The sequence below is a fragment of the Sporosarcina sp. SG10008 genome (genome assembly GCF_044569405.1).
Taxonomy (GTDB): domain Bacteria; phylum Bacillota; class Bacilli; order Bacillales_A; family Planococcaceae; genus Sporosarcina; species Sporosarcina psychrophila.
The window spans coordinates 3,288,672-3,313,024 of the sequence record NZ_CP172607.1 but is presented as its reverse complement, the minus strand read 5'-3'; the positions used below and the strand labels follow the sequence as shown (position 1 = coordinate 3,313,024).

Here is a 24,353-nt window from a genome sequence, read left to right as displayed (position 1 = left end):
TCCAAAACCTCTATTCATTTGCGGTATACCGCGGATAGCCCGTGAACTTGAAATCTTTGCCGACGGGGGTAATCCGAAGATCCGCCAAGTCTATAGCGTCCCGCATTAATTCCACGCCTGTACCTTCAAGAAATGTTGGTGCATGGGCGCCTCCGACTAATTTAGGTGCGATATAAATTTCAACTTTGTCGACCAGCTGATTTTCAAGGAAAGCAGCGTGAATGGAACCGCCTCCTTCAATCAAGACGGAGGAAATCAGCTTTTCACCGAGAATGCGGACGACGTCATTTGGGTTCACCTGTTTCACTCCTGAAGTTGGGAAGATTAAAATCCCTTGTTCTTCTAGCTTTTGTTTAGCTAGTTGGTCAACCTCTTGAGCGGTAAAAATCCAAGTGGGTGCCTGTCCGTCGGTTACGATCTTTGAATCCAGTGGAATTCGCAGTGTGGAATCTAAAATGACGCGAATCGGATTCCTTCCATTAGGGATCCGTGTAGTTAATTCGGGATCATCCTCAATTACTGTATTGACGCCAACTAAAATAACCATATTTTCATTGCGCAGTACATGTCCGTCATGCCTAGCTTCGGCGGATGTAATCCACTTACTATCGGCAGTGTGTGTAGCGATTTTGCCATCCAATGTGCTTCCTGCTTTCATCGTCATGAAAGGCTTTTGTTCGACGATGAACTTGTTAAATACTTCATTCATCTGGCGAGATTCCTCTTCCATTATGCCGACGATGACCTCGATTCCGGCATCTTCCAAAATCTTGACACCGTTACCGGCAACGACAGGATTTGGATCAAGCGTAGCGATAACAACTTTGTTAATCCCGGCTTCAACAATGGCTAGTGCACAAGGACCCGTTCGCCCGTAATGCGAGCATGGCTCAAGGGTCACATAAATCGTGCCGCCTTTTGCCCTATCACCAGCCATCCGAATGGCATGTATTTCCGCATGCGGTTCTCCAGCCTTTAAATGTGTCCCGATGCCAACTACTCGATTGTCATTAACAATAACCGAACCGACGAGTGGATTTGGATCTGTCTGTCCTTTCATCGCGCGCGCATTGCTTAGGGCTAAATTCATGTAAAATTCATGGTTAGTCATTTGGCTGAGTTCCTTTTTCATCTAAATGGCCTGAACGATCAATCTTTGTCTGCAAATAACTTTCATTGAACTCTGATTTATCGCCCCATAAAGGTTCTCTTCCGGATACAGGGAGCCCAGCATTTTTCAGTGCATCCAGTTTCTTTGGATTATTTGTCATGAGCTTAACAGGTTTTGTCCGTAGCGTCTTGAGTACCTGAATCGCATCATCATAATTTCTGGAGTCGTCGACAAATCCAAGACTTTCGTTTGCTTCCACTGTATCATAGCCATTTTCCTGCAGCACATAGGCCATCGCTTTGCTGAATAAACCAATACCACGCCCTTCATGATTCGCTAAATAAAACAGCGCACCCGTCCCATGGTCCGCAATATTCTGCATCGATTGCTTGAGCTGATAGCCGCAATCGCATCTTTTACTACCAAATATATCGCCAGTATGGCAAATTGAATGCATGCGAATTAACGCATCATCCGCATGTTCGAAATCTCCGTAGACGAGCACGCTTGACTGTTGGTACTCCGCCAAATTCGCAGATGACAACTGTTCGATAATTTCTAAGTAATTGTCCGTTACTTGGCAACGGCTAAGCCAGCAATACCATTGAAAAACAACTGTTTCTCCATGCAGATTGACAGGGAGTTGGATTGGTCCGACCAAGTAGATGGCGCCTTCATCTGTGGGGATCATTTGTATTTTATCTTTTAATACGTCAAGGACTTTTGGTTCCAGTTTCAAATTCAACATACAATCATTCCTTCTATTTAAATTTGGGTTATCATGCAAATTTATAGTAACTGTAGTACTAGAGCCACTTCATGTGGATTTTTAAATGTGCAATAAATCAGGAAATTATTCCTTTAGCATACCTTATTGTTTCGTGATTTACTCTAAAGTTGTTTTGGGCAGTTTGCTAGGCAGTTCATTCAATAAAACTTCATCCTCTTCTATACGTATGCGCTTATATCTGATTGTCGGTGACAGTCACCCAGTCAAATTGAAAACTGCCGAATAAGCGGTGACAAAAGCAAAGAAATCGTGCAAATTACTATTTTGCTCCGAGCTGATCTTTTATTATTTACATGGAATGCAGAAAGAGGGATAATAGTATTACAAAATAATTTAATGTCGAAGGACTGTATTTCACTCATGAAAAAACAGCACAAAAAAGAAACACGTACACATTTTATATTCCGTTATCTATTCATTATGATAGGGGCGACTATGGCGGCGGTCGCGATTGAACTATTTCTTGTTCCAAACTCTATTATAGATGGTGGAATCATCGGGATTTCACTAATTCTTACTTTTTTAACGGGTATCCCATTCGGTTTACTCATACTGCTGATCAACTTGCCATTCCTTTTCTTTGGCTATAAGTATATCGGGAAGAACTTTTTCATATCTTCCTCTTTTGCAATCGTTGTGCTTGCGCTTGTGGAAATTCCACTTAAGGCGGTTGACCCTTTTGTGACGGATCCGCTTCTTGCGACTGTCTTCGGAGGGCTCTTGCTCGGAGCGGGCGTCGGGCTTGTCATTCGTAATGGCGGTGCTTTAGATGGGACTGAGATACTTGGTATTTTATTGACTAAAAAGATTCCATTCTCTGTCGGCGAATTTGTGATGTTTTTCAATATCTTCATTTTCGGCTGGGCAGGCTTTGTACTCGGCTGGGAGCAAGCCATGTATTCGATTTTGACGTATTATATCGCTTCAAAAACAATCGATGCCGTTATCCAAGGTTTGGATGAAACAAAAGCGGTGATTATCGTGTCGGATGAATACGAGGAACTCGGAATTGCCATTAATGAACGTCTCGGTAGAAGCATTACGAACCTTAAGGGAAGCGGCGGTTATAACAACAGTGACAAAGATGTCATTTACGTAGTTGTCACGCGTCTGGAAATAAGTAAATTGAAACAAATCGTCCATGAAGTCGATGCAAATGCATTTTTAACAATCATGAATACGCAAGAAGCACATGGCGGACAGTTTAAATCACCGATTCATTGAGATAAACAACAAAAAGAAGTGTAGACCTTAATTGGTCTGCACTTCTTTTCATTAATAAAGAAAAAGCCCCCATCCGGCTTGGGATAGGGAGACTATCAATTAGTACTTGGGACAAACACGTGGAAGTTAACGTTAAAAGTTTCTCGGAATTGAATGTCGTTTTTGTCAGCGTAAAGTGTAACTTGGACGTCCTCTGCAGATACATCGCTGTCCGTTGAAGGTTTAGTACTAGGTTTCAAGAGGGCGAAGAAGTCTTCTTTCAACGTATCTTTTGCGGTGGGTCGCGAGAGGTCGACAGCTTTAGCATTACCTATGCTAATTTTTTTCACGCCGAGCGCTCGCAATTTACTAGAGAAAACACCAATTCCGGTCAACCCTTTAATCCCTTCGTCAATATCATAGGCAGTCATCGTTACTGTATTTGTCCTGCTATTAAACCTTGACTCAGCAACTTTTTTAACGCCTACTTCAATGACACCATTTTGCGTAACGACTTTTCTGATTTCAGCACGCGCCTTTTCGATTGGATTAGATGCGACTTTGATATTCTCGGTACGTACAACAAATGATGCCATTTGGGCACGTGTGATGCTAGAATTCGGATCGAAAGTTGTTGGCGTCTTTCCTTTCGTCACCTTGTTAGTGACGAGTGCCTTGACATGATCCACGTACCACGCAGAATTACTTACATCTCTGAATGGATTTACGGTAGATTTACCCTCGAGTTTGAATCCGAGATCGATTGCTTTCGCCATATGGGCACGCGTCATGGATGCATTCGGTTTGAACGTGTTGTCTTCGAATCCTGAAATGAGCCCTGCATTTTCAAGTGCTGCTACATATTTATAGAAGCCATTCTTGTTGTCGAGGTCTTTAAAGCCCGGATTTCTGACGTTTCTCGTATCCAGCTTCAATGCGAGCGCAAGTATTTTCGAAGCTTGACCACGCGTAAGCTCATTGTCCGGACGATACGTACCATCTGAATAGCCTTTGACAATTCCACGCCCAGCAAGATTCATAATCGGATCATAATGGTCAAGAGTCGACTTTACATCTGTAAATGAAGTACCAGCCGCATCAGTAGTGACAGGAACTGCAGTAACAATCACTCCCAAGACAACTGCCACAGAAACAGTAGCCGCGTATATCTTTCTTCGTAAATTGCTCATTGTGATGTAATTCCCTCCAATAGTTAAACTTTTATGGCAATAATATGGATTTTAATACACAAAGAAACTATAGCATAATCCTATTTAGAATGATAACTCAATATATGAACTAATTATAGAGTTAAGCTGGACTTCTAGTACTTAACGGAAATGGTACTAGTTGGTTAGTTGGGGAATTGGATGTGATTGTTGAGGAGTCAACCAAACTATCGAAGTGTCCAACGAATGCGGTGGGATGTCCAACCAAATCGGTGAAGCCTCCAACTAATTCCGCGAAGTGTGCAACCAACCAGAAAGCGTCCAACCAAACTATCGAAGTGCCCAACCAACGCGGTGGAGTCTCCGACCAAATTGGCAAAGTCTCCAACGAATTCCGTGAAGCGTCCAACCAACCGGAAAGCGTCCAACCAAACTATCGAAGCGTCCAACCAACGCGATGGAGTCTCCAACAAAATTGGCAAAGCCTCCAACCAATTCCGTGAAGTGTCCAACAAACCGAAGAGTGTGCAACCAAACTATCGAAGCGTCCAACAAATGCGGTGGAGTCTCCAACAAAATCGGCATAGCCTCCAACCGATTCCGTGAAGTGTCCAACCAACCGGAAAGCGTGCAACCAACCTATAGAAGCGCCCAACAAATGCGGTGGAGTCCCCAACGAAATCGGCAAAGCCTCCAACCAATTCCGTGAAGTGTCCAACCAACCGGAAAGCGTGCAACCAAACTATCGAAGCGTCCAACAAACGCGATGGAGTGTCCAACCAACCTTATACGAAGTAGTGGGGGTATAGGGAGGAGGTTGTAAAGAAAGAGAGTGTAATAACGAATTACAATGGTAGTGGCCTGGCGATTTAATAAACTTGCAATTTGAAAATAAAACGCATATTTATTTAGAAATTTCGAAAAACGATGCTAATGACATCCTACAATTGTCATGGGAAAAGTTGGTTATAAGGCTTTAGTGGTCTAGACGACTGTACTTCATTTTAGATATGCTTTAACTATAGGTTGTAAGCGTTTCCACCTAACTACTTTTATTTATTAGATGGATGACCTAAAATTTGTTTATAAAAGGAGGAAGATATGAAAAAAACGTTTATGATCACCACTGTTTGTACGATTTTGTTGGGAGCATCGCCTGTTTTTGCCAGCGGTGATTCACCTCATTTACCATCGATTGAAAAGCAAGAGAAGCACGCTACTTCATCCCAGAAACCGCATCCAGTATTCACATGGAATTCAACCATCATCCCGATTTCTAACACACTTCACCCCGGCTCGGCACGAGGAGCAGGTATGGTGGAAACTCCACTCCAACAAATTGATCAGATTATGAATCAGGCCATCACGGAAAAAGTAATGCCCGGCGCTGTTGCCATCGTGGCGAGAGGCGGGAAAATTGTGAAGCATGATGCTTACGGTTTTTCAGCTCAGTACACAGATGACTCGCGTACAGAAATGGAAAGTCCAATCCCAATGCAGACGGACACAATCTTTGATTTAGCGTCCATCAGTAAGATCTTCACTGCTACGTCCGTGATGATGCTTTTTGAAAAAGGTTTATTCGAACTAGATGACCCAGTTGCTAAACATATTCCGGAATTTGCTGCAAATGGGAAGGAAAACGTAACGATTCGCCAATTGTTGACACACACCTCGGGGTTTGTTGCGTGGATTCCTTTATATTCAAAGGGGAATTCGAGAGATGAGCGGCTGCAGTCGGTGTTAAGCCAACCGTTAGCCAATGCCCCTGGTACGACTTACACTTACAGCGATTTAAACATGATCACATTAGGTGTGCTAATCGAGCGATTGTCAGGGACTCGTCAAGATGAGTTTGTCAAGACGCACATCACTGGACCAATGGGGATGAAAGATACGATGTATAATCCTCCAGCTTTCTTGAAAAATCGAATTGCAGCAACCGAATTTCAGTCAATACCAGACAGGGGCCTTGTTTGGGGAGAGGTTCATGATGAGAATGCCTGGTCACTGGATGGTGTTGCGGGACATGCAGGTGTGTTCTCAACTGCGAAGGATCTTGCCATGCTTGCCCACGTTTTCCTGAATAACGGAAAATATGGCGGAAAAACAATGCTTAAGCCTGAAACGGTCCAACTCTTACTTCAAAATGAGAATGCAGCGTTCCCTGGGAATGACCATGGTCTTGGCTGGGAGCTAGGACAGGGATGGTATATGGATGCACTTTCAGAGGGGACATACTCCTTTGGCCATACTGGTTATACGGGAACATCGATTGTGGTTAGCCCGAACAACAAAACGGTTGCGATTTTACTGACCAATCGCGTGCATCCTAGTCGAACGACTGTATCGACAAATCAAACGCGGAGACTGTTCGTTAGACAGGTAGCGGATGCGATTCCGGTCTCCATTCCTGGTAAGAATTCAGCATGGTTTGCAGGCTACGGAGACAATATGAACCGTGTAATGGAAGCTGATCTTGCATTAGAAAAGGACGCCAAACTTACTTTTCGTACATGGCATATGCTTGAGAATGAGTCTGATTTTGGCTTTGTAGAAATATATACTGATGGCGTATGGGAAAAGATCGCCTCATTCACTGGTACAAGCAATGGCTGGGTTGATCAAAAGCTCACCATCCCAAAGGAAGCTTCGAAACTACGCTTCGTCTATCGTACCGATTCTTCGGTGAATGGCCGTGGCTTGTATATTCTAGATCCGTTGCTCAATTCAAAGAGCAAGCTTACTTTCACTAATAATGAATGGCAGCTGCGTGACCATTAATATTGTATATATGTTAAGCAAATGAATGCCTATATAAACTGGGCGGGGGAGTTTTCGGTGCCAGTTGCTGACACCGGGCGGCATCTCCTAAATGAAAAGGGAGGCAAAGTATGAGTAAATTAGTCAAGAAATGTATCATCTCAATTATTGCATTTGCTTTAGTGTTAACGGGGATTCCTCTCGCGGGGGCATCGGCTGCTTCGGGAATCAAGGATTTAGTGATCGACCTCAACGTACCGCAAGTCAAAAGAGATGTGAAGAATAACAAACTTGATTTAAATGGTCTATATGTCTATGAGGATGGCCACTTTACCCTAGCATCAGAGAATGTAACCTGGGAGTCTTCTAACAAAAATGTGGCCTCTGTTAATCAAGGCGGAGAAGTTAGTCTATCTGGTCACAATGGAAAAACGTTTATCTCTGTAAGCAATGGCAAATTCAGTGACCGGATCTCCATTCAATACAAAGGAAATCAAGGTCAGATTATTGTTGAAAAAGAAAAAGGTGTTCGCTATGACCTTATCGGACAGGCGATCAAGCAGATGACGATGGAAGAAAAAGTCGGACAAATGCTAATGCCTGATTTTAGAACCTGGAAGGGTAAAAATGTTACGGAAATGAATGCTGAAATTGCCCAGCTTGTTAAAGATTATCACTTGGGCGGCGTGATATTATTCCGCGAAAACACAGTGACAGCTGAGCAAACGACGAAGCTAGTTAGTACTTATCAGGAAGCATCAGAAAAATACGGACTTCTGATTTCAATTGACCAAGAAGGCGGGATTGTAACACGTCTCCAGACTGGTACGGATTTTCCAGGAAACATGGCACTAGGAGCAACACGATCTGAAGAGGTAGCAAAAAAGGTTGGTATGGCCATTGGTGAAGAGCTTAACGCCCTTGGTATTAATATGAATTTTGGACCTTCACTGGATGTAAACAATAATCCTGATAATCCTGTCATCGGTGTTCGTTCCTTTGGAGAGGATCCTGAGTTAGTGGGGAAATTGGGGAATGCCTACATTAAAGGACTTCAGGAAAGCGGAACAGCTGCAACGGCCAAGCATTTTCCGGGTCACGGTGATACGGCAGTTGATTCCCATTTAGGCCTTCCAGAAGTACCACACGATATCAATCGTCTGAAAAAGGTAGAATTATATCCGTTCCAGCAGGCAATGGATGCTGGTATTGATGCAGTTATGACGGCACATGTGACCTTCCCGAAAATTGATGATACAAAAGTGATTTCGAAAAAAGATGGAAAAGAAATTGCCCTACCAGCTACGCTTTCTCAAAAAGTATTAACAGGTTTGATGCGTGAACAAATGAGCTTTAAGGGAGTTATTGTTACAGATGCGATGAATATGGGGGCGATCGTTGAGCATTTTGGTGCAGTCGATGCGGCCATTCGCACTGTGAAAGCAGGAACAGATATTGTTTTAATGCCTGTAGGTCTTGAGGCAGTCGCCAATGGCCTTTATGATGCAGTTAACAAGGGAGAAATTTCAACTAAAAGAATCGAACAGTCCGTCGAACGGATTCTAACGCTGAAGTTAAATCGAGGCATCGTGAAGGCTGAGGTTGAAAAAAGTTTAGATGAGAAAATTGCTAATGCCATACAAGTAGTAGGCTCTGCTGAACATAAAGCAGTAGAAAACGAAGCAGCGGCTAAATCAATTACACTTGTAAAAAACAATGCTGCTCTTCCACTTAAAGTGGGAACAACAGATAAGATTGTTGTGGTCGGTTCAAGTGCTGACCTCCTTGCAGTTGAGGTTCAAAAGCATCATGAAAATATAACGGTTTTAACTACTGAAACACTCCTTACAGAATCACAATTGACGCAAGCAAAAGCGGCAGATTATATCATTTTAGGAACCAATACCTCCACAGTGAGCGGCAGGGCGCCAAGTAATAATTTAATGAAGCTGGCAAATCAACTTATCGAACAAACCGATGCACCAGTCATTGGAGTCGGAATCCGAAATCCGTATGATATTATGTCCTATCAGAATGTAGATGCTTATCTGGTCCAGTATGGATTCAGACCAGCAAGCTATGAAGCATCCATTAACACGATTTTTGGGATAAATAACCCAACAGGTAAGCTTCCAGTTACCATTTACGATCAAGATGGTGACGTTCTATACAAGTTTGGACATGGTTTAGGGTACTAATCTAGGTTTTTTGATGGAAAAAGTTTCGGTTGTTTATATATTACATGGAAGAGGGAGGCGTTTTTATGAAGAAATGGCTTACAGGGATACTTGCGCTCGTTCTAGTACTATCCACATTTTCTGCAGTTTCTGCCAAGGATGATAAAGATAAGAAGGACAAGAAGTTTCGCTTGGGTGTGGAGGTTTTATTGCAGGATCGCATTGAATTGATCAAGGGTAAGCGGGTTGGTTTGATCACCAATCCAACGGGAGTAGATAAAAGCGTTACGAGTATCGTAGATTTGCTTCACACTAATCCTAATGTGCAACTTACAGCTCTTTATGGTCCTGAGCATGGTGTTCGTGGGGATGCGCAGGCCGGGCAATATGTTGAAAAATATATTGATGAAAAAACAGGGGTTCCCGTATATAGCCTTTATGGGGCCACGAAAAAGCCAACACCTGAAATGCTGAAAAATGTCGATGTGCTGATATTCGATATTCAGGATGTAGGGGCACGATTTTACACGTATATTTATACAATGGCTCTAGCGATGGAAGCGGCAAAGGAGAACAATATTCCGATTATCATTCTTGACCGTCCGAATCCGATTAGCGGAACAAAAGTAGAAGGTCCTGTTCTCGAGAATAAGTACTCCTCGTTTGTGGGTGAGTACCCGATTCCTGTGCGCCATGGGATGACGGTTGGGGAATTAGCGCAGCTTTTCAATAAAGAATTCAAGATCGGAGCCAATTTAACGGTCGTGAAAATGGAAGGCTGGAAGCGGAGTATGTATTATGATGAAACGCCTTTGGAATTCGTCTTACCATCACCAAACATGCCAACCTTGGATACGACTCTTGTCTACCCAGGTGCGGCTTTAATTGAAGGAACGAATGTTTCAGAAGGAAGAGGAACAACTAAGCCGTTTGAATTAATCGGTGCTCCATTCATCAACAGCACGGATTTGGCGGCAAAGTTGAATTCTTACAAATTGCCTGGAGTCACCTTCAGAGCGGCTTCGTTTACGCCGACGTTCTCAAAGCACGCGAATAAGTTGAGCCATGGAATTCAAATCCATATCACGAATCGAAACGTATATAAGCCGTTTGAAACCGGGTTATATATTGTGAAAACCATCCATGATATGTATCCAAACGATTTTGAGTTTACAGCGCCGGGTAGCGACGGAATTTCCTTCTTTGATAAACTTGTCGGTAATGGCTCCATCCGTGCCGATATTGAAGCAGGCAAGTCTGTCGAGGAAATGAAAAAAGCATGGCAGGCTGGTCTAGACAAATTTACTCACGTTCGTGAGAAGTATCTGTTATATAAATAAGTAATCGAGCGACCTCTTTTTGAAAAGAGGTCGCTTTTTGGTGCGTTCGGAATCTGAAGGAAGCGGGCGGCAAACCGGAAAGCGTGCAACCAAACTATCGAAGCGTCCAACAAACGCTGTGGAGTCTCCAACAAAATCGGCGAAGCCTCCAACCAATTCCGTGAAGTGTGCAACAAACTGGAAAGCGTGCAACCAAACTATCGAAGTGTCCAACGAACGCGGTGGAGTGTCCAACAAAATCCGCGAAGCCTCCAACCAATTCCGTGAAGTGTGCAACAAACTGGAAAGCCTCCAACAAACGCGGCGAAGTCTCCAACAAAATCGGCAAAGCCTCCAACCAATTTCGTGAAGTGTCCAACCAACCGGAAAGCGTCCAACCAAACCATCGAAGCCTCCTACAAAACCGGAAAGCGTCCAACCAATCCCGCGAAGTGTTCAACAATCCTGGTGTCGTATATACTAAAGGTGTTGGAGGTGTAGAAATGAAATCATTAATCGATAAAATTAAACAAGGCTTGGCTATTTTATCTGCTGCTGAAAGAAAAGTGGGTGAATACATAATTTTGCATTCGGAGTTAATTCCCAATATGACGACAAAAGAGCTGTCAAAAAAGATAGGTGTAAGCGAGGCAAGTGTGATTCGCTTTTGCAAATCGATTGGAATGGGTAGCTTCAAGTCATTTAAACTTGCGCTTGTTAAGGATTTAACGTTAACAGAAATGAACTTAACGGATTTTTCGATCTTGCAGCAAAAGGATACCCCCTATGACTCATTTCAAAAGGTCATACAGGTGAATAAATTCGCAATTGAATCTTGTACGGACTCAATGGATAAGAAGGAGTTATTGAAAGCAGTAGATGCCATAAAAGACGCAAAAAAAATTGTTTTCTTTGGTGTTGGCGGATCATCTACTGCAGCACTTGATGCACACTATAAATTTACAAGGCTAGGGTATCAATCTATTACCTCTTTGGATTTTCATTACATGCTTACGGTTATTCCTTATTTAACCAAAAATGATATTTTTGTTGCCATCAGTACATCGGGAAAGACGAGGGATGTATTGGAACTTTCCCAGTTTGCTCAAAAGAAAGGGGCAATTGTAATCGCAATTACGAATCTGGATAAGTCACCCTTATACAGAACAGCGGATATCAGACTATGCACCCCGAATGTGGAACAGGATTTTAGAATTGGAAGTATACCTTCCAGAATGACGCAGCTGACCGTCATTGATACCTTATATATGAGCGTTTTTCATCATGTCGGAGAAAAGGTAATCAAACAATATCAGGAAGCTAGAAGTGAGATGGAGAAATTACGGAGATGAGGAAACCGAATAGGGGTTTCCTTTTTTTTATTTTCTTATGAAATTAAGATTCAGTAATAATTCGAATAATCTTGACATATAGTTTCTTGTGAGTACAATTGGATTATAAAGTATTAGTTTAAGAGGGGCGATAGAATGCTTGAAAAATTAGCTACAGAAAAGAGAAATAGCAAGACGATGCAGCTTGATGAAATGTCTGTAAGAGGAATTCTAGAAGCGATGAATCGAGAGGATAGTTCAGTTCCTACTACTATCAAAAATGAGCTAGATCATATTGAAAAAGTTGTTGAATCTGTTGTTAAATCGTTCCAAACAGGAGGCCGACTCATTTATGTTGGGGCGGGAACGAGCGGAAGATTGGGGATTCTTGACGCTGTTGAATGTGTCCCAACGTTTGGGGTTTCTCCTGAAATGGTTCGAGGTTTCATTGCTGGAGGAATGGAAGCGTTTACAACTGCGGTTGAGGGTGCCGAAGACAGTGTAAATATGGGGGCGCTAGATATGGAATCTGCTTCAGTTTGCGATAAGGATACTGTCATTGGAATAGCCGCGAGCGGTAGAACTCCATATGTAATAGGTGCTTTAGATTACGCGCGAGAAAAAGGGGCTAAAACGGTAGCAATTTCATGTAATAAAGGCGCTGAAATAAGCAAGCATGCTGAAATGGTAATTGAAGTAGAGACTGGTCCTGAGATTTTAACAGGGTCAACGAGATTAAAAGCGGGAACAGCCCAAAAATTAGTACTGAATATGATTTCTACGGCATCCATGATTGGAATTGGGAAAGTATATGAAAATCTTATGGTCGATGTCCAATCTACTAATGAAAAGTTAACAGAGCGCTCCAAAAGAATCATTATGGAAGCCACTCAAGTTGACTATGAGACAGCCGAGAACTATTACGAAAAAGCACAACAGCAGGTGAAAACCGCTATAGTCATGATTTTACTGCAAAGTACTTATGAAGAAGCGGTTGGAAAATTGGAACAAACAGGCGGCTTTGTCCGAAAGTCTATATAAATAGTGAAATGGGGGGATTGGAATGAAAAAGGAAGAGCGTATGGCCAAAGATATTTTTGCGAATATCGGTGGTAAGGAAAATATCCAGCGGTTATCCCACTGTATGACTCGTTTGCGCTTAGTATTAAAAGATGATAGTAAGGCGAATATTGACACGTTGAAAAAAGTCGATGGCGTAATGGGTGTCATTGAAGATGATACTTTGCAAATCGTAGTGGGGCCGGGGACGGTCAATAAAGTTGCTGCAGAAATGAGCAAAGTCACGGGGCTGTCAATTGGGGAAGAGGCAGCCTTAGATGAAAATGATTTAACTTTTAGCGAAAAAGCAGCAAGAAATCAAGCTAATCTGAAGGAGAAGAATAAAACACCTATAAAAATGCTACTTCGCCGAATTGGTAGTATCTTCATTCCACTAATCCCAGGTCTTGTTGCATCAGGTCTAATTAACGGAGGGGCAAACTTCGCGAAAAACGCGGGTGTGGATCCGACGGTAACATGGATGCAAATTCTTCTTCTACTTGGAAGCGGTATTTTCATGTATCTTGCGATTTTGGTGGGTTGGAATACAGCTAAGGAGTTTGGAGGCACACCAGTACTTGGTGCAATTGCTGGAGCATTTTTGTTCAACCCTGCACTTGCAGATATTACAATTTACGGTGAGGCATTAGTGGTAGGTCGAGGTGGATTATTTGGCGTCATCTTTGCGGCTTGGTTAATGACTTGGGTTGAAAAGCGTGTTCGATCTGTTATGCATGATTCGATTGATATTATAGTTACACCTTTAATTACCGTATTAACAGTAGGTTTCTTTTCACTCTATGCAGTAGTACCAGTTGCTGGTGTTCTATCTGATGGTATTACTTCTGGAATCAATGTCATTTTGGATGTCGGTGGTGTTTTTGCAGGTGCGGTTCTCGCAGGTTTCTTCCTGCCGCTGGTTATGGTCGGACTTCATCATGGTTTGACGCCCATTCATCTAGAATTGATCAATTCTGTGGGCTACACTGCATTATTACCAATATTGGCAATGGCAGGCGCGGGTCAAGTTGGTGCAGCCATCGCGATATTTGTGAAAACTAAAAACAAACGATTACGTAATATAATTAAAGGGGCGCTACCAGTAGGCTTCCTAGGAATTGGAGAACCGCTGCTTTACGGGGTAACGCTTCCTTTAGGTCGCCCATTCCTTACTGCATGTATGGGTGCAGCAGTCGGCGGTGCCTTCCAGGCAGTCATGAAAGTTGCTGCATCTGGTATCGGCGTATCTGGTATTTCGTTAATACCACTTATTGCAGACAATAAATTCTTGTTTTATTTCTTGGGTCTATTAATTGCCTATATATTCGGATTCCTATTCACGTACTTGTTTGGATTCAAGGAAGAAATGGCGGACGGTATTTAAAAAAGGGGGGCTTGCCTCCTTTTTTTGATGAAAAGAAAGATCTAGCTCGAGGCACGTCTAATGCGGCACCTTGCGCTTTTCTTAAACTTACAAAGGAGCTGATTGCATGCTTGGAATTTCCGTTTATTTAGGAAATGATTTGAATGAGGAATTTGAATTTTATCTTAAAAAGGTAAGAGAAATCGGTTTTACTTCCATTTTCACATCGCTTCATATCCCCGAGGAGGATCCGCAGCTTTATAAAGAACGTCTTCAAAAGCTAGGGGCAGCAGCGAAACAATATAATATGGAGTTAATGGCAGATATTTCGCCAAAGTCACTTGGACATCTTGGTTTCACATGGGAAAATGCAGAAGGTCTCCTCGAGTGGGGGCTAACGGGTTTACGGGTGGACTATGGTATTTCAGAAGCCACAATTGTCAGGTTGTCTAAGAAAATGAAAATTGCACTGAATGCAAGCACGCTGACCGAGGATAGTCTGGAAAAAATGAAACAGGCAGGGTTACACACGGAATCTATTGAGGCGTGGCATAACTTTTATCCGCGACCCGAAACAGGACTCGATCGTGATGAATTTCGCAAGGTGAATGAGTGGCTGAAACAGGAAGGGGTCACAGTGATGGCCTTCATTCCAGGAGATGGATCATTGCGCGGACCGCTGTATGAAAGATTGCCGACATTGGAAGACCATCGAAGTATCTCACCATTTTCCGCCTTTCTGGACTTAATTGAAAATGGCTGTGTGGACAAGGTCTTGGTCGGTGATCTTACACTGACTGAACAATCGCTAGAGCAATTTGCTTCTTATCAAAATGGGATTTTTTTATTGCGAGCTGAACAGGCAATCCACGACAAATCTCTGCTTGAAATAGTGGGAGCCGTACAGACAAATCGTTTAGACGCTGCTCGGGATTGTATCCGATCGATGGAATCAAGAGAATACGGACTAATAGGAACCCGTCCCGTTAAAGCGGTCAATACGGTAGAAAGACCATTTGGTACGATTACCGTAGATAACGAAAAGTATGAACGCTATCAGGGAGAAATTCAAATTACAAAACGAGATCTCCCAGCTGATGAAAAGGTGAATGTGATTGGACGAATCAATGAGGATGATCGGTTATTGCTACAGTATATGTATGGTGGATCTAAGTTTCAAATAAAATGGATGTAATGGGAGGGTGTGCAACATAATTGGTGGAGTGTCCAACCAACTCCGGGCAAGTGTCCAACGAACCTGGGAGAGTGTCCAATATAATCAATGAAGCGTCCACCCAACCGGAGAGTGTCCAACCAAACTATAGGAGTCTCCAACGAACGCGGTTGAGTCTCCACCCAAATTGGTGAAGCGTCCAACCAACCGAAGAGTGTCCAACCAAATCAATAAAGTGTCCAACGAACGCGGTGGAGTCTCCAACCAAATCGGTGAAGCGTCCAACCAACCGGAGAGTGTCCAACCAAACTATAGAAGTGTCCAACAAACGCGATGGGGTTTCCAACCAACCCAACAAAACCCCAGCCAAAGTCCCACCTTGGCTGGGGTTTCACCTAATATCCAGTATAAAAATCCATCAAATAATCCTTCCCATTTTTAACACGAATCACAAGCTTATACGAAGTAGATGGTGCATAAGAAGAAACCGCCGAAGCAACAATCTCCTTAGTTTCAACTTTTGAACGCAACGTAATCGGCACTAGTTCACTGCCCCGAAAAACGTGAATGTCAATGATGTCCTTAGCTGAAAGCTGTCGGGTAAACTCAATATGCCACTCCTTATTCAAAGGAACATTTCTCACCGTGGGAAGCCGGATGAAGTTTGAAAAGTCCATCGCCTGTTCGTCCGCGCTGACACGTTGAGGTTCGTCATACGACGCAACATTGACAATGCCCTCTCCAAAAATCGGATCCCAACCAACAGCACCTTGATCATCCACATACTTCTTCAACAGCCGTTCAATCTCCTGAATCGAACGACTCGGATCATCCAGTTTTATCATCGCTGCAACACTGCTAACAAACGGCACAGCCATAGAAGTACCAGTCAGACTGCCGTATCGATTACCAGGTAAACTCGAAACAATTCCGACGCCCGGGGCAGAAAGATCTATTGTGTCGCCCGTATTACTGAAACTAGCGATATTATCATGTTGATCGGTAGCGGAAACAACGATTACATTTTGTTCGGAAGCAGGGAAATAATTTGCAGTATCCGCCCCGTTATTCCCAGCTACGACGACCACAAGGACATTATTCGCAAGGGCGTAATTGAGTGCATCGGTCAAGTATTGCGAGTAACCTTCTCCAATAAAGCTCAGGTTAATAATATCCGCTCCATTATCAACCGCAAATCGAATCGCTGTCGAAATATCGGAATCATACCCTTTTCCTTTTTCATCCATTGCGCGAATGGGCATGATCTTCACATTTGCCGGCGTTGAATCAGCAATGATGCCCGCGACATGCGTACCGTGGAAATGCACATCCATCGGGTCAGACGTATTTTTGAGTACATCATATCCCGCTACAATCCGATCCTTCAGCAGCGGATGCGTGTAATCGACGCCCGTATCGATGACTGCGATAACAACCGTACCCTTACCTGGAACCATTTTTTTTACACCAATCCGTTCTTTCCCCCAAGAATCCGCAACGCCAGTAGTTGTCTGTATGGCTGCATAGCGAATGAAATCAGGCTGAAGGACCTCGATACCATCAAGAAGTTCAACCTCGTCTTTTGCCACACTATCAATCAATTCACTACCAACGAATTTAACAAGCACTCGATCACTCTCTTTAGATGAAGCAAAGCCCTCATTTGCAGGAGGCACAACATACAAAAGTCCAAGAATAAAAAAGAATCCAAGTATAGAAATAATTTTCTTCAAAAATAACACCCCTATATTATAGTAGTTATACGTTTATATATCGGCTCAAAAGGGAAGCTAGTAAGGAAATAGTAGAGTTAATGTAGAAAAAGTTTTCAGAAATACCAAACAATTTTTATCAGCCTACTATAGAATACCTACTAAATCTATGATACGATGAAAATAGTAAATTCAGATTACCATGTATTTATGGGGATTATGTCTAATAATATGTTAAAATGGTTTTTTAAGGATATATATCATAGGAGGTTGGAGAATGCAGAAAAACACTTATCAAAAACTATTCAGAGCAACATTAGCGACAACGGTTGCAACGGGGGCATTTGTTGCGGCAGTACCGACCTTTACACAAGCAGAAGTAACGAAAGGCACTTCTTTCTCGGACGTTAAAGATACGCATCAGTTCTATGAAGCTATCAAGAGTTTAACATCTAGAGGCGTTATTAATGGCTATGAAGACGGTACATACAAGCCAGGTCAACAAATTAGCAGGGCGCATGCAGCAAAAATCATGGCTTTGGCTTTAGGTCTAGACACGAAAAATGTAGTAGATCCAGGATTTAAAGATGTCAAAAAGGATCATCCTTACTACGGACATATCGCTGCACTTGTAAATGCAGGAATTATTAAAGGATATGAAGACAAAACATTTAAACCAACTGGTAATCTAACACGTGCTCATGTCGCGCAAATGCTCGTATTAGGCTATGAATTAGAAGAAAACAAGCTTTCTAATCTACCATTTAAAGACGTTAACAACAAACAATGGTTTGCGAACTATATTCAAACATTGTTCTCCAATAAAATCACGTCTGGAACAACTGCAACTACTTTCTCACCTAACGCATTTGTAACACGCGGACAAGTTGCTTCTTTCATCTTTAAAAGTGAAGCAGCAACTAAGGTAGAAACGCCTGAAGTTCCGGAAGTTCCAGAAGCTCAACAGAAAGAATCGACACTCGTAAACATTACGGCTGATAAAGTAGAGTTCGCAGAAGGAACATATACATTGCCAGCTATCTTGAAAGACGTATTCAGCGATTCTAATCTAGAAGCTCTTAAAGGAGCAGTCGTCAAGTACTCGGTTAAAGACGGTACGATCGTTGGCATTAGTTCAATTGAAATTAAAGCAAGCGGTACTGCTGAAAAACATCTTACACTAGATGGCAAAGGTTTAACATTCCCTGGCAATCTAACAATTAACGGAGACTATGTTCACCTGAAAAACCTTACAATTAAAGGTGATCTAGAAATCGGTAAAGAAGTGAAAAGCAGCGTCACTGTTGAAAAAGTTACAATAGAAGGAAAAACAATCGTTTCCAATAAAGCAGCTTCTACAGCAAAAGCGAGTTATTCGATAGCGGCAGAAACAGCAGCAGCAGCAGACATCATCTTTATTGATTCTACAATGGCTAGCGTTGTGGTAACGAAAGATGGCGTACTAATCGAATACAAAGGTACTACAAAAGTTTCAGAATTAATCATTTCTGCTAACGTTACGATTAAAGCGGATGCGGGCATCACGATTCCAAAAGTAACGATTAATGCAGGAGCTACAGCAGTAACAATTGATGCAAATGTAGGCAACCTAACAGTCAATTCAACTGACAAACTAACAATCGCAGGTACTGGCAACATTGCAGAAGTAACGATTGAATCTGCCAATGAAGTGAAGTTAGATACAACAGGGAAAGTCGACAAGCTTGAAATCAAGTCAAAAGACGCGAAAATCTCCCTAGGCGATAAAACAAAAGTTGCAAATCTAGTCCTTCCTGAAGGAGTAGCTGCAAAAGATCTAATCCAAGATTACGATAAAGTAAAAGGCAACATCGAGCAAATCGGTGGAACAACAAACCCTGACGCTCCAGTAGTAACACCAAGTCCTGGAAACGGTGGCGGTGGAACGGTAACACCTCCATCAGCTGAAGCAGTATTTGAATCAGCAGTTCAAGCTAAATTGAATGCTATCGACAGTTCAGCTGTAGGTGCAACAGTTCAATTTTCTCCATCTTCTAACACTGTGAATGTAACAGTTACAGAAAAAGGGAAATCTACATCGGACCTTTTCGGGAATGGACTAGCAGGAGCATTTATTGGGACAGGCGTAACAGAAGCTAGTTTATCCGCTATTAGAGCACAAGCCCTTGAAGTATTTAAAACCGCTCCTACACTAGGGGACTTGACTGACCCACTAGTGATAAACGTTACATTAACAGGCGGTCAAGCGTTAACTTATACAATTAACTTTAACTAATAAGAAGTGCAGAAATCCCCCAGGTCTATTTCTAGACGTAAGGGGATTTCTTTTCGTTTGGCGATAAAAGTTGGTAAATTGGCGCTACCAACTTATACATAATGAATAAGGCGAACAGTTCTACATAAAAGATTTAGTTGGATGAAAAAAATCGATAAAGAGAAGTCCGTTCCACCGCTTATCGAGCAAAACCTACAAATTAACGCAAAATGTCGAAGATTGCCTATTTAGTTACACCCGACACCGCCTTTCTGTTAAACTAGTAAAAACACACCAATAAAGGGGTAGTCAATTGAAGAAAAAACTAAAGATTTTCTTACTAATACTACTAATTGTACTCTTGGCCACCGCGGGAACTCTACTTTATTTCTTTAAATTCAAAGAGTACGATGTAGCGGATGAAGAAGTGGCAAAAATCATTGAAGATCCGTATACCATTGAAATGCCTGACGGAACGACGATTACAGTGGATGCCAATGGTGAAGTTGTGGAATCTGTCGAGCCTACTTTACCTCCCGTAACCGAGGGAACTTCGTCTGAAGGAACGTCTACAGATGGCAGCGAAGTGAAAGGGACTTCTACAGACGGCAGTAAAGGGGAAGGAACGTCTTCTGGCGATAAAGCCCCTAGCTCGACGACGGGGGAGAGCAACACTACGGAAACAACTCCAAAACCGACAGTTAGTACGATTAAACAGAAGTATGTCCCGACGCTTGAAAATCTCCAATCCCAGGCTGACAGTAAGCTGAATACATTGGTGGGGCATGCGAAGAAAGAGTACAGTGATAAAAAAGCGAGTGGGGAAAGCATCAGCTACGGTTATTTTTACAATAAATACGTAGGTGCTGCAAACGGGCTTGAAGCACGTACCGATGCAGTATTCGCAGGTGTCATCAAAGGGGTAGAGAAAGATCTAGTAGCAAACGGCTACGATAAATCCTATGCACAAAACTTAATCGATGATTATAACGCGAAGAAAAAAGCGCGTAAAGACAGTCTATTGAACAAGGCAATGGGTTTATAAAAAGAACCAAAAAAGCAAGAGTCGCCTCTCGGTGGACTCTTGCTTTTTTATGTCTAGCCGCTTGGAGGCTCACAGGAACTGGTGCACTTAAGCTGCGTTCCTTTTAGGCGACGCTTTTCTTTTCTTCTTTTTCTTCGGTTTCACTAGTATAATCAACCGTAAAATAAGCAAAAACGTCACGGCTCCAGCTGCATCAAGAATCACATCTTGCAACGCTGGCGTTCGTCCGCCCGTCAATGACTGGTGATACTCATCCGCTATAGCGAGTAGAACTGTAATCCAAGTCGCTGTCAACATTCGAAATACATGTTTGGGTAGTATCAAGTAGATAGCGACGGCAAGAACACCGAAAATGACAAAATGAGCGCTTTTTCGAAGAAGGAACTCAACGAAGTGGTAATAACCTCGTTCCTCAACTGAAATCGTTGTACCCCAATAGGGCACTTGCAACTTTGCAAGGGATGATTCGAACGGTTCACTCGGCAGCCACTTCTCAAGTGTTGGGATGAGTGACTGCTGTTCATAGGTTTGACCTGATGAAAAGAATAGAATGCTTAGTAGAATGATCAGAACGATTAGTTTTTTCATATGAGGATTGTACCATACTGAATGCAAGAATACATGCATAAGGGAAGGTCAGAGAGGGGCCCTTCCGACGTTCAAATCAATTATTGCTTAGGAACGAACAGTCAAAAGTATTCATAGTTTGAATGAAAGCTCCCCCAACATCAAAAAAATCCCCCAACCGTTTAGTAATCCAGTTTTGGGGGACTATCTTACTAGCAAACGCAATGAACAACTGCTTTCACAACTTCAAATGCTCTTTCAATTCAACTTTGATACTTTCCAATTCCTGATCGTTCATCATGTAATACCATACACCATTCATCATTTTACCCTGACCTTCTTTAATATAAAGCTGATCAACTTTTCCGAACGCATCGCGATACTTCGATTGAACATCAGTCATTTCGTCGAACGTCATATTTGTCCGGACATTCTTACCGATCGCGCCAAAGATACTCTTGAAATTCACTAAGCTATTAAGAGATGCACCTTCACGCATAACCGCTTGGATGACTTGTTTTTGTCGATCCTGTCGGCCAAAGTCGCCACGGGGATCTTCATAACGCATTCGTACGAAAGATAATGCTTTTTCGCCGTCCAATGTGATTTCACCTTTAGGGAATGTATAGGTACCTACTTTAAAGTCCAATGGATTAGTAACTTTAATACCGCCGACCGCGTCAACAATATCCTTAAAACTCTCCATATTCACTTGCACCACATAGTCAATTGGAATGTCGAGCAAACCTTCAACGCTATCCATCGACATCTCGATGCCACCGAATGCGTAGGCATGGTTAATCTTGTCTTGGACACCTTTACCAACCATCTCTGTATATGTATCGCGTGGAATACTGACCATCTTAGTGGATTTTAATGCTGGATTCACAGTCAAAACAATCATCGTATCCGAACGACCCTTATCGCCTTCACGTTCATCAACGCCAAGCACAAGGACGGAAAACGGTTCCTTCTTTTTAAAAGCAACAGGTTCTTCACGTTTTTCGGATAGTTCACGATTAATCGGTTCGTGTATCTCTTTCGCTGTATCGGTCAACCCTTTGAAAACCACAATACCATAAACAACAATTGCTAAAATTAAAACCCCGATAATACCAACGATCCAAGGCCATTTTTTCTTCTTTTTTTTATCAATGCGATCCATCTTCTATTCCTCCGTCTAGTTAGCTATAAACTAAGTAATTAACGTATGTGCCGAAACTTCTGCACCATCACTGTTCGGCGTGCTCTTGTCATCTAGGAAGGCTAAGAGTTGGCCATTTATTCCAATACTTCACATATTGTATTCCTTCCGCTTCGTCAACCGATTTAAGAGCAGTCACTTGAGTTGAGTAATACGTTGCTGCATAAATCGGATTGGGCGGATGAAATGAATAGAATGCGAAAAAAAACGAACAGAACGATTCGTTTTGCTCAGATTGGAATTGTACCATATATGTAGAAATAAAGAATCCAATGGAATTTGCTACAGAGCTAGGGGATGCCTTCGCTCGAGGCGCCTTACAAGGGGTTTTTATTGCCTTCATGCTCATAGTGACTGCTTTAGTGTTGTGCCAGCTGCTGCCACAATTCGAAGTAAACGAATGGAGTCAGTAACTGGCACAGTGTATTATTTTATTCGCTCACAAAATAAGCAATAAGTGCATCCGACCATGCCGTGACCCCACTCTCAGTAGGGATACGCGCTTCATCCATATACGTCTGTAAATCTTCTGAACCCGTGTCGGGCCAATTAGACCAATGATTGATATAGGAGATACCGCGCGCTGCTGTGTACTTTTCAAGTGCCCGGATCTGCGTCAAATAATAACCGGCCCGGTAAATCGGTTGCGGCGGTGTGACAAGGAACGATACATCCTCTACAGTGCTTTCCGCTAGCGCCTTCACAGCAAGCAAATGCCGGTGTTCGTTTTCAATGATGACTTTACCGTTATTGTGCAACGTGAATGGCTCGTACAGGACGATGTCATAGCCCGCTTGCCAGTCAATTCCACCGCTATCCAACTCCTCCTCGACAAAACGAGCAGACGTCATATCGAACGTGGCCACATCGACGCCAATCAAATCGCCATACGCATCACTAATCACGCTTGCAAAGCGATCCGCTGTATCTGCAAGTGCCTCGGAGCCGACAATTAACATCTGGACATGCTCCCCGGCTTCCGCGCGGGTACGAATCACCTCAAGTGTCTTGTCATCTAACGAAGCGCCTATCTTCTGTAGATCATCTACGCTCAACTTCTTAACGGGTGGCGTCTTTTTTACAGGCGTCTCTTTTTCAACAATGGGTTTTTGTATAACTTCATCCTGCTGAGTAGTAGTTCTCCCTGCATTCCGAATTTTCTCTTGCCAAGTCGAGGCACTGAACCAAAGGATACTGACACAAACAACAGATAAAATAACTATAAAAATGGGTTGAGTCTTCATACCTGCACCTTTCTACTTCGTTTTAGAATAGCTTTAATATACCATATAGATTGGGGATATTTGTTACAAAATGAAATCTCATTATGCTATACTTAGGCAAAGTTCGACAATGCAACTGTAAAGGGGAAACTGTCATTTATGGAAGAAACGATTAGTTTACAAGATTTAGCTAAGACATTGAGGAAACGGCTTGTATTGATCATCAGTGCGGTCATTCTTGCTGTAACGATTGCAGGAGTTGTCAGCTACCTCTTTTTGACACCGATATACCAAGCGTCGACACAAATTCTTGTCAATCAAGAAAAAAGTGAACAACAACAATTTAACGCACAGGCCATTCAAACCGATCTTCAACTCATTAATACATATAACGTTATCATCACAAGCCCAGCAATCCTTTCAAAAGTGATTGAAAATCTGGATTTGGATACAACGCCTGCTGGACTAAAAACCAAAATCACTGTGAATAGTGCGCAAAACTCACAAGTCTTAGACATTAGCGTCCAAGATACCGAGCCTTATGTAGCAGTGGATATTGCCAATACGACAGCTGCAGTGTTCCAAGAAGAAATCAAGAAGCTGATGAATGTCGATAATGTTAACGTCCTATCGCCGGCAGTTCTTGCGGAAAACCCGTCGCCGATTAAACCGGATCCGATGCTCAATATGGCAATCGCGGCAGTGATTGGTTTGATGCTAGGTGTAGGGATTGCATTCCTACTCGAATACTTGGATACGACAGTCAAGACGGAGCAAGATGCTGAAGAATTGCTTGGCTTACCTATACTCGGTCTAATCAGCACAATTGCAGAAAAAGATATACAGGATGCAAAAGGACCCGTAAAAAGTAGAAGGAAGAAGAGGTGAC

19 protein-coding genes are annotated in these 24,353 nt (G+C 42.6%); 11 read left to right on the top strand and 8 right to left on the bottom strand.

All coding sequences use genetic code 11. The features are described 5' to 3' along the window. Window positions 1-10: 10 nt before the first annotated feature. Together ribD and ACGLYD_RS15670 are read right to left on the bottom strand one after the other, a co-directional pair. Window positions 11-1,111, bottom strand: coding sequence for a bifunctional diaminohydroxyphosphoribosylaminopyrimidine deaminase/5-amino-6-(5-phosphoribosylamino)uracil reductase RibD (gene ribD / locus ACGLYD_RS15675; RefSeq protein WP_399629076.1), 1,101 nt, complete (start codon window positions 1,109-1,111; stop codon window positions 11-13). Then, on the bottom strand, window positions 1,104-1,859 hold the full coding sequence (locus ACGLYD_RS15670; RefSeq protein WP_187045820.1) for a GTP cyclohydrolase II: 756 nt from the start codon (window positions 1,857-1,859) through the stop codon (window positions 1,104-1,106). Before ACGLYD_RS15670 ends, ribD begins: the two co-directional genes overlap by 8 nt. 402 nt (window positions 1,860-2,261) lie before the next feature. Between ACGLYD_RS15670 and ACGLYD_RS15665 the strand changes: the two genes are divergently transcribed. Beyond that, window positions 2,262-3,125: a YitT family protein gene (locus ACGLYD_RS15665; protein ID WP_082786844.1), complete on the top strand. Its 864-nt coding sequence runs from the start codon at window positions 2,262-2,264 to the stop codon at window positions 3,123-3,125. A 95-nt stretch (window positions 3,126-3,220) separates the two neighbouring features. On the opposite strand, the gene ACGLYD_RS15660 is transcribed toward ACGLYD_RS15665, so the two are convergent. Beyond that, window positions 3,221-4,294, bottom strand: coding sequence for an S-layer homology domain-containing protein (locus ACGLYD_RS15660; RefSeq protein ID WP_399629072.1), 1,074 nt, complete (start codon window positions 4,292-4,294; stop codon window positions 3,221-3,223). Window positions 4,295-5,374: 1,080 nt separating this feature from the next. Here ACGLYD_RS15660 and ACGLYD_RS15655 point away from each other — a divergent pair. From ACGLYD_RS15655 to ACGLYD_RS15645, 3 genes are all read left to right on the top strand, one after another. Next, window positions 5,375-7,057 (top strand): serine hydrolase domain-containing protein, encoded by a 1,683-nt coding sequence (locus tag ACGLYD_RS15655; RefSeq protein WP_187045817.1) that lies wholly within the window; start codon window positions 5,375-5,377, stop codon window positions 7,055-7,057. 110 nt (window positions 7,058-7,167) lie between these two features. Beyond that, on the top strand, window positions 7,168-9,234 hold the full coding sequence (locus tag ACGLYD_RS15650; protein WP_399629068.1) for a glycoside hydrolase family 3 N-terminal domain-containing protein: 2,067 nt from the start codon (window positions 7,168-7,170) through the stop codon (window positions 9,232-9,234). Window positions 9,235-9,299: 65 nt separating this feature from the next. Next, complete coding sequence (locus tag ACGLYD_RS15645) at window positions 9,300-10,553, top strand: exo-beta-N-acetylmuramidase NamZ domain-containing protein (RefSeq protein WP_399629065.1); 1,254 nt, start codon at window positions 9,300-9,302, stop codon at window positions 10,551-10,553. 197 nt (window positions 10,554-10,750) lie between these two features. Here ACGLYD_RS15645 and ACGLYD_RS15640 read toward each other — a convergent pair whose 3' ends face one another. Beyond that, the gene (locus tag ACGLYD_RS15640) at window positions 10,751-10,939 is read right to left on the bottom strand and encodes a hypothetical protein (protein ID WP_399629062.1); all 189 of its coding nucleotides are present in this window, start codon (window positions 10,937-10,939) and stop codon (window positions 10,751-10,753) included. A gap of 96 nt (window positions 10,940-11,035) precedes the next feature. On the opposite strand from ACGLYD_RS15640, the gene ACGLYD_RS15635 reads away from it, so the two are divergent. The 4 genes from ACGLYD_RS15635 (at window position 11,036) to ACGLYD_RS15620 (ending at window position 15,480) form a co-directional block, all read left to right on the top strand. Further along, on the top strand, window positions 11,036-11,884 hold the full coding sequence (locus ACGLYD_RS15635) for a MurR/RpiR family transcriptional regulator (protein WP_399629060.1): 849 nt from the start codon (window positions 11,036-11,038) through the stop codon (window positions 11,882-11,884). A gap of 135 nt (window positions 11,885-12,019) precedes the next feature. Continuing rightward, a complete protein-coding gene (murQ, locus tag ACGLYD_RS15630) occupies window positions 12,020-12,904 on the top strand; it encodes an N-acetylmuramic acid 6-phosphate etherase (protein WP_399629057.1) in 885 nt (294 codons plus the stop codon). 22 nt (window positions 12,905-12,926) lie between these two features. After that, on the top strand, window positions 12,927-14,306 hold the full coding sequence (locus ACGLYD_RS15625) for a PTS transporter subunit EIIC (RefSeq protein ID WP_399629054.1): 1,380 nt from the start codon (window positions 12,927-12,929) through the stop codon (window positions 14,304-14,306). A 106-nt stretch (window positions 14,307-14,412) separates the two neighbouring features. After that, on the top strand, window positions 14,413-15,480 hold the full coding sequence (locus tag ACGLYD_RS15620; RefSeq protein ID WP_399629053.1) for a DUF871 domain-containing protein: 1,068 nt from the start codon (window positions 14,413-14,415) through the stop codon (window positions 15,478-15,480). A 374-nt stretch (window positions 15,481-15,854) separates the two neighbouring features. Here the strand turns inward: ACGLYD_RS15620 and ACGLYD_RS15615 are convergent, their stop codons facing one another. After that, window positions 15,855-17,192, bottom strand: coding sequence for a S8 family peptidase (locus ACGLYD_RS15615; protein ID WP_399629050.1), 1,338 nt, complete (start codon window positions 17,190-17,192; stop codon window positions 15,855-15,857). A 256-nt stretch (window positions 17,193-17,448) separates the two neighbouring features. Here ACGLYD_RS15615 and ACGLYD_RS15610 point away from each other — a divergent pair, with 256 nt between their 5' ends. Beyond that, window positions 17,449-19,446 (top strand): S-layer homology domain-containing protein, encoded by a 1,998-nt coding sequence (locus ACGLYD_RS15610; protein WP_399629048.1) that lies wholly within the window; start codon window positions 17,449-17,451, stop codon window positions 19,444-19,446. A 292-nt stretch (window positions 19,447-19,738) separates the two neighbouring features. Beyond that, a complete protein-coding gene (locus ACGLYD_RS15605; RefSeq protein ID WP_399629045.1) occupies window positions 19,739-20,470 on the top strand; it encodes a hypothetical protein in 732 nt (243 codons plus the stop codon). Window positions 20,471-20,557: 87 nt separating this feature from the next. Here the strand turns inward: ACGLYD_RS15605 and ACGLYD_RS15600 are convergent, their stop codons facing one another. From ACGLYD_RS15600 to ACGLYD_RS15590, 3 genes are all read right to left on the bottom strand, one after another. Continuing rightward, window positions 20,558-21,058: a VanZ family protein gene (locus ACGLYD_RS15600; RefSeq protein WP_399629043.1), complete on the bottom strand. Its 501-nt coding sequence runs from the start codon at window positions 21,056-21,058 to the stop codon at window positions 20,558-20,560. A gap of 217 nt (window positions 21,059-21,275) precedes the next feature. After that, window positions 21,276-22,202, bottom strand: a complete 927-nt coding sequence (locus tag ACGLYD_RS15595; protein ID WP_399629040.1) for a LytR family transcriptional regulator — start codon at window positions 22,200-22,202, stop codon at window positions 21,276-21,278. Window positions 22,203-22,672: 470 nt separating this feature from the next. Further along, a complete protein-coding gene (locus tag ACGLYD_RS15590) occupies window positions 22,673-23,485 on the bottom strand; it encodes a hypothetical protein (RefSeq protein WP_399629038.1) in 813 nt (270 codons plus the stop codon). 138 nt (window positions 23,486-23,623) lie between these two features. Here ACGLYD_RS15590 and ACGLYD_RS15585 point away from each other — a divergent pair, with 138 nt between their 5' ends. Next, entirely contained in the window at window positions 23,624-24,352 is a 729-nt protein-coding gene (locus ACGLYD_RS15585) for a Wzz/FepE/Etk N-terminal domain-containing protein (protein ID WP_354312085.1), read from the top strand. Window position 24,353 lies beyond the last annotated feature (1 nt).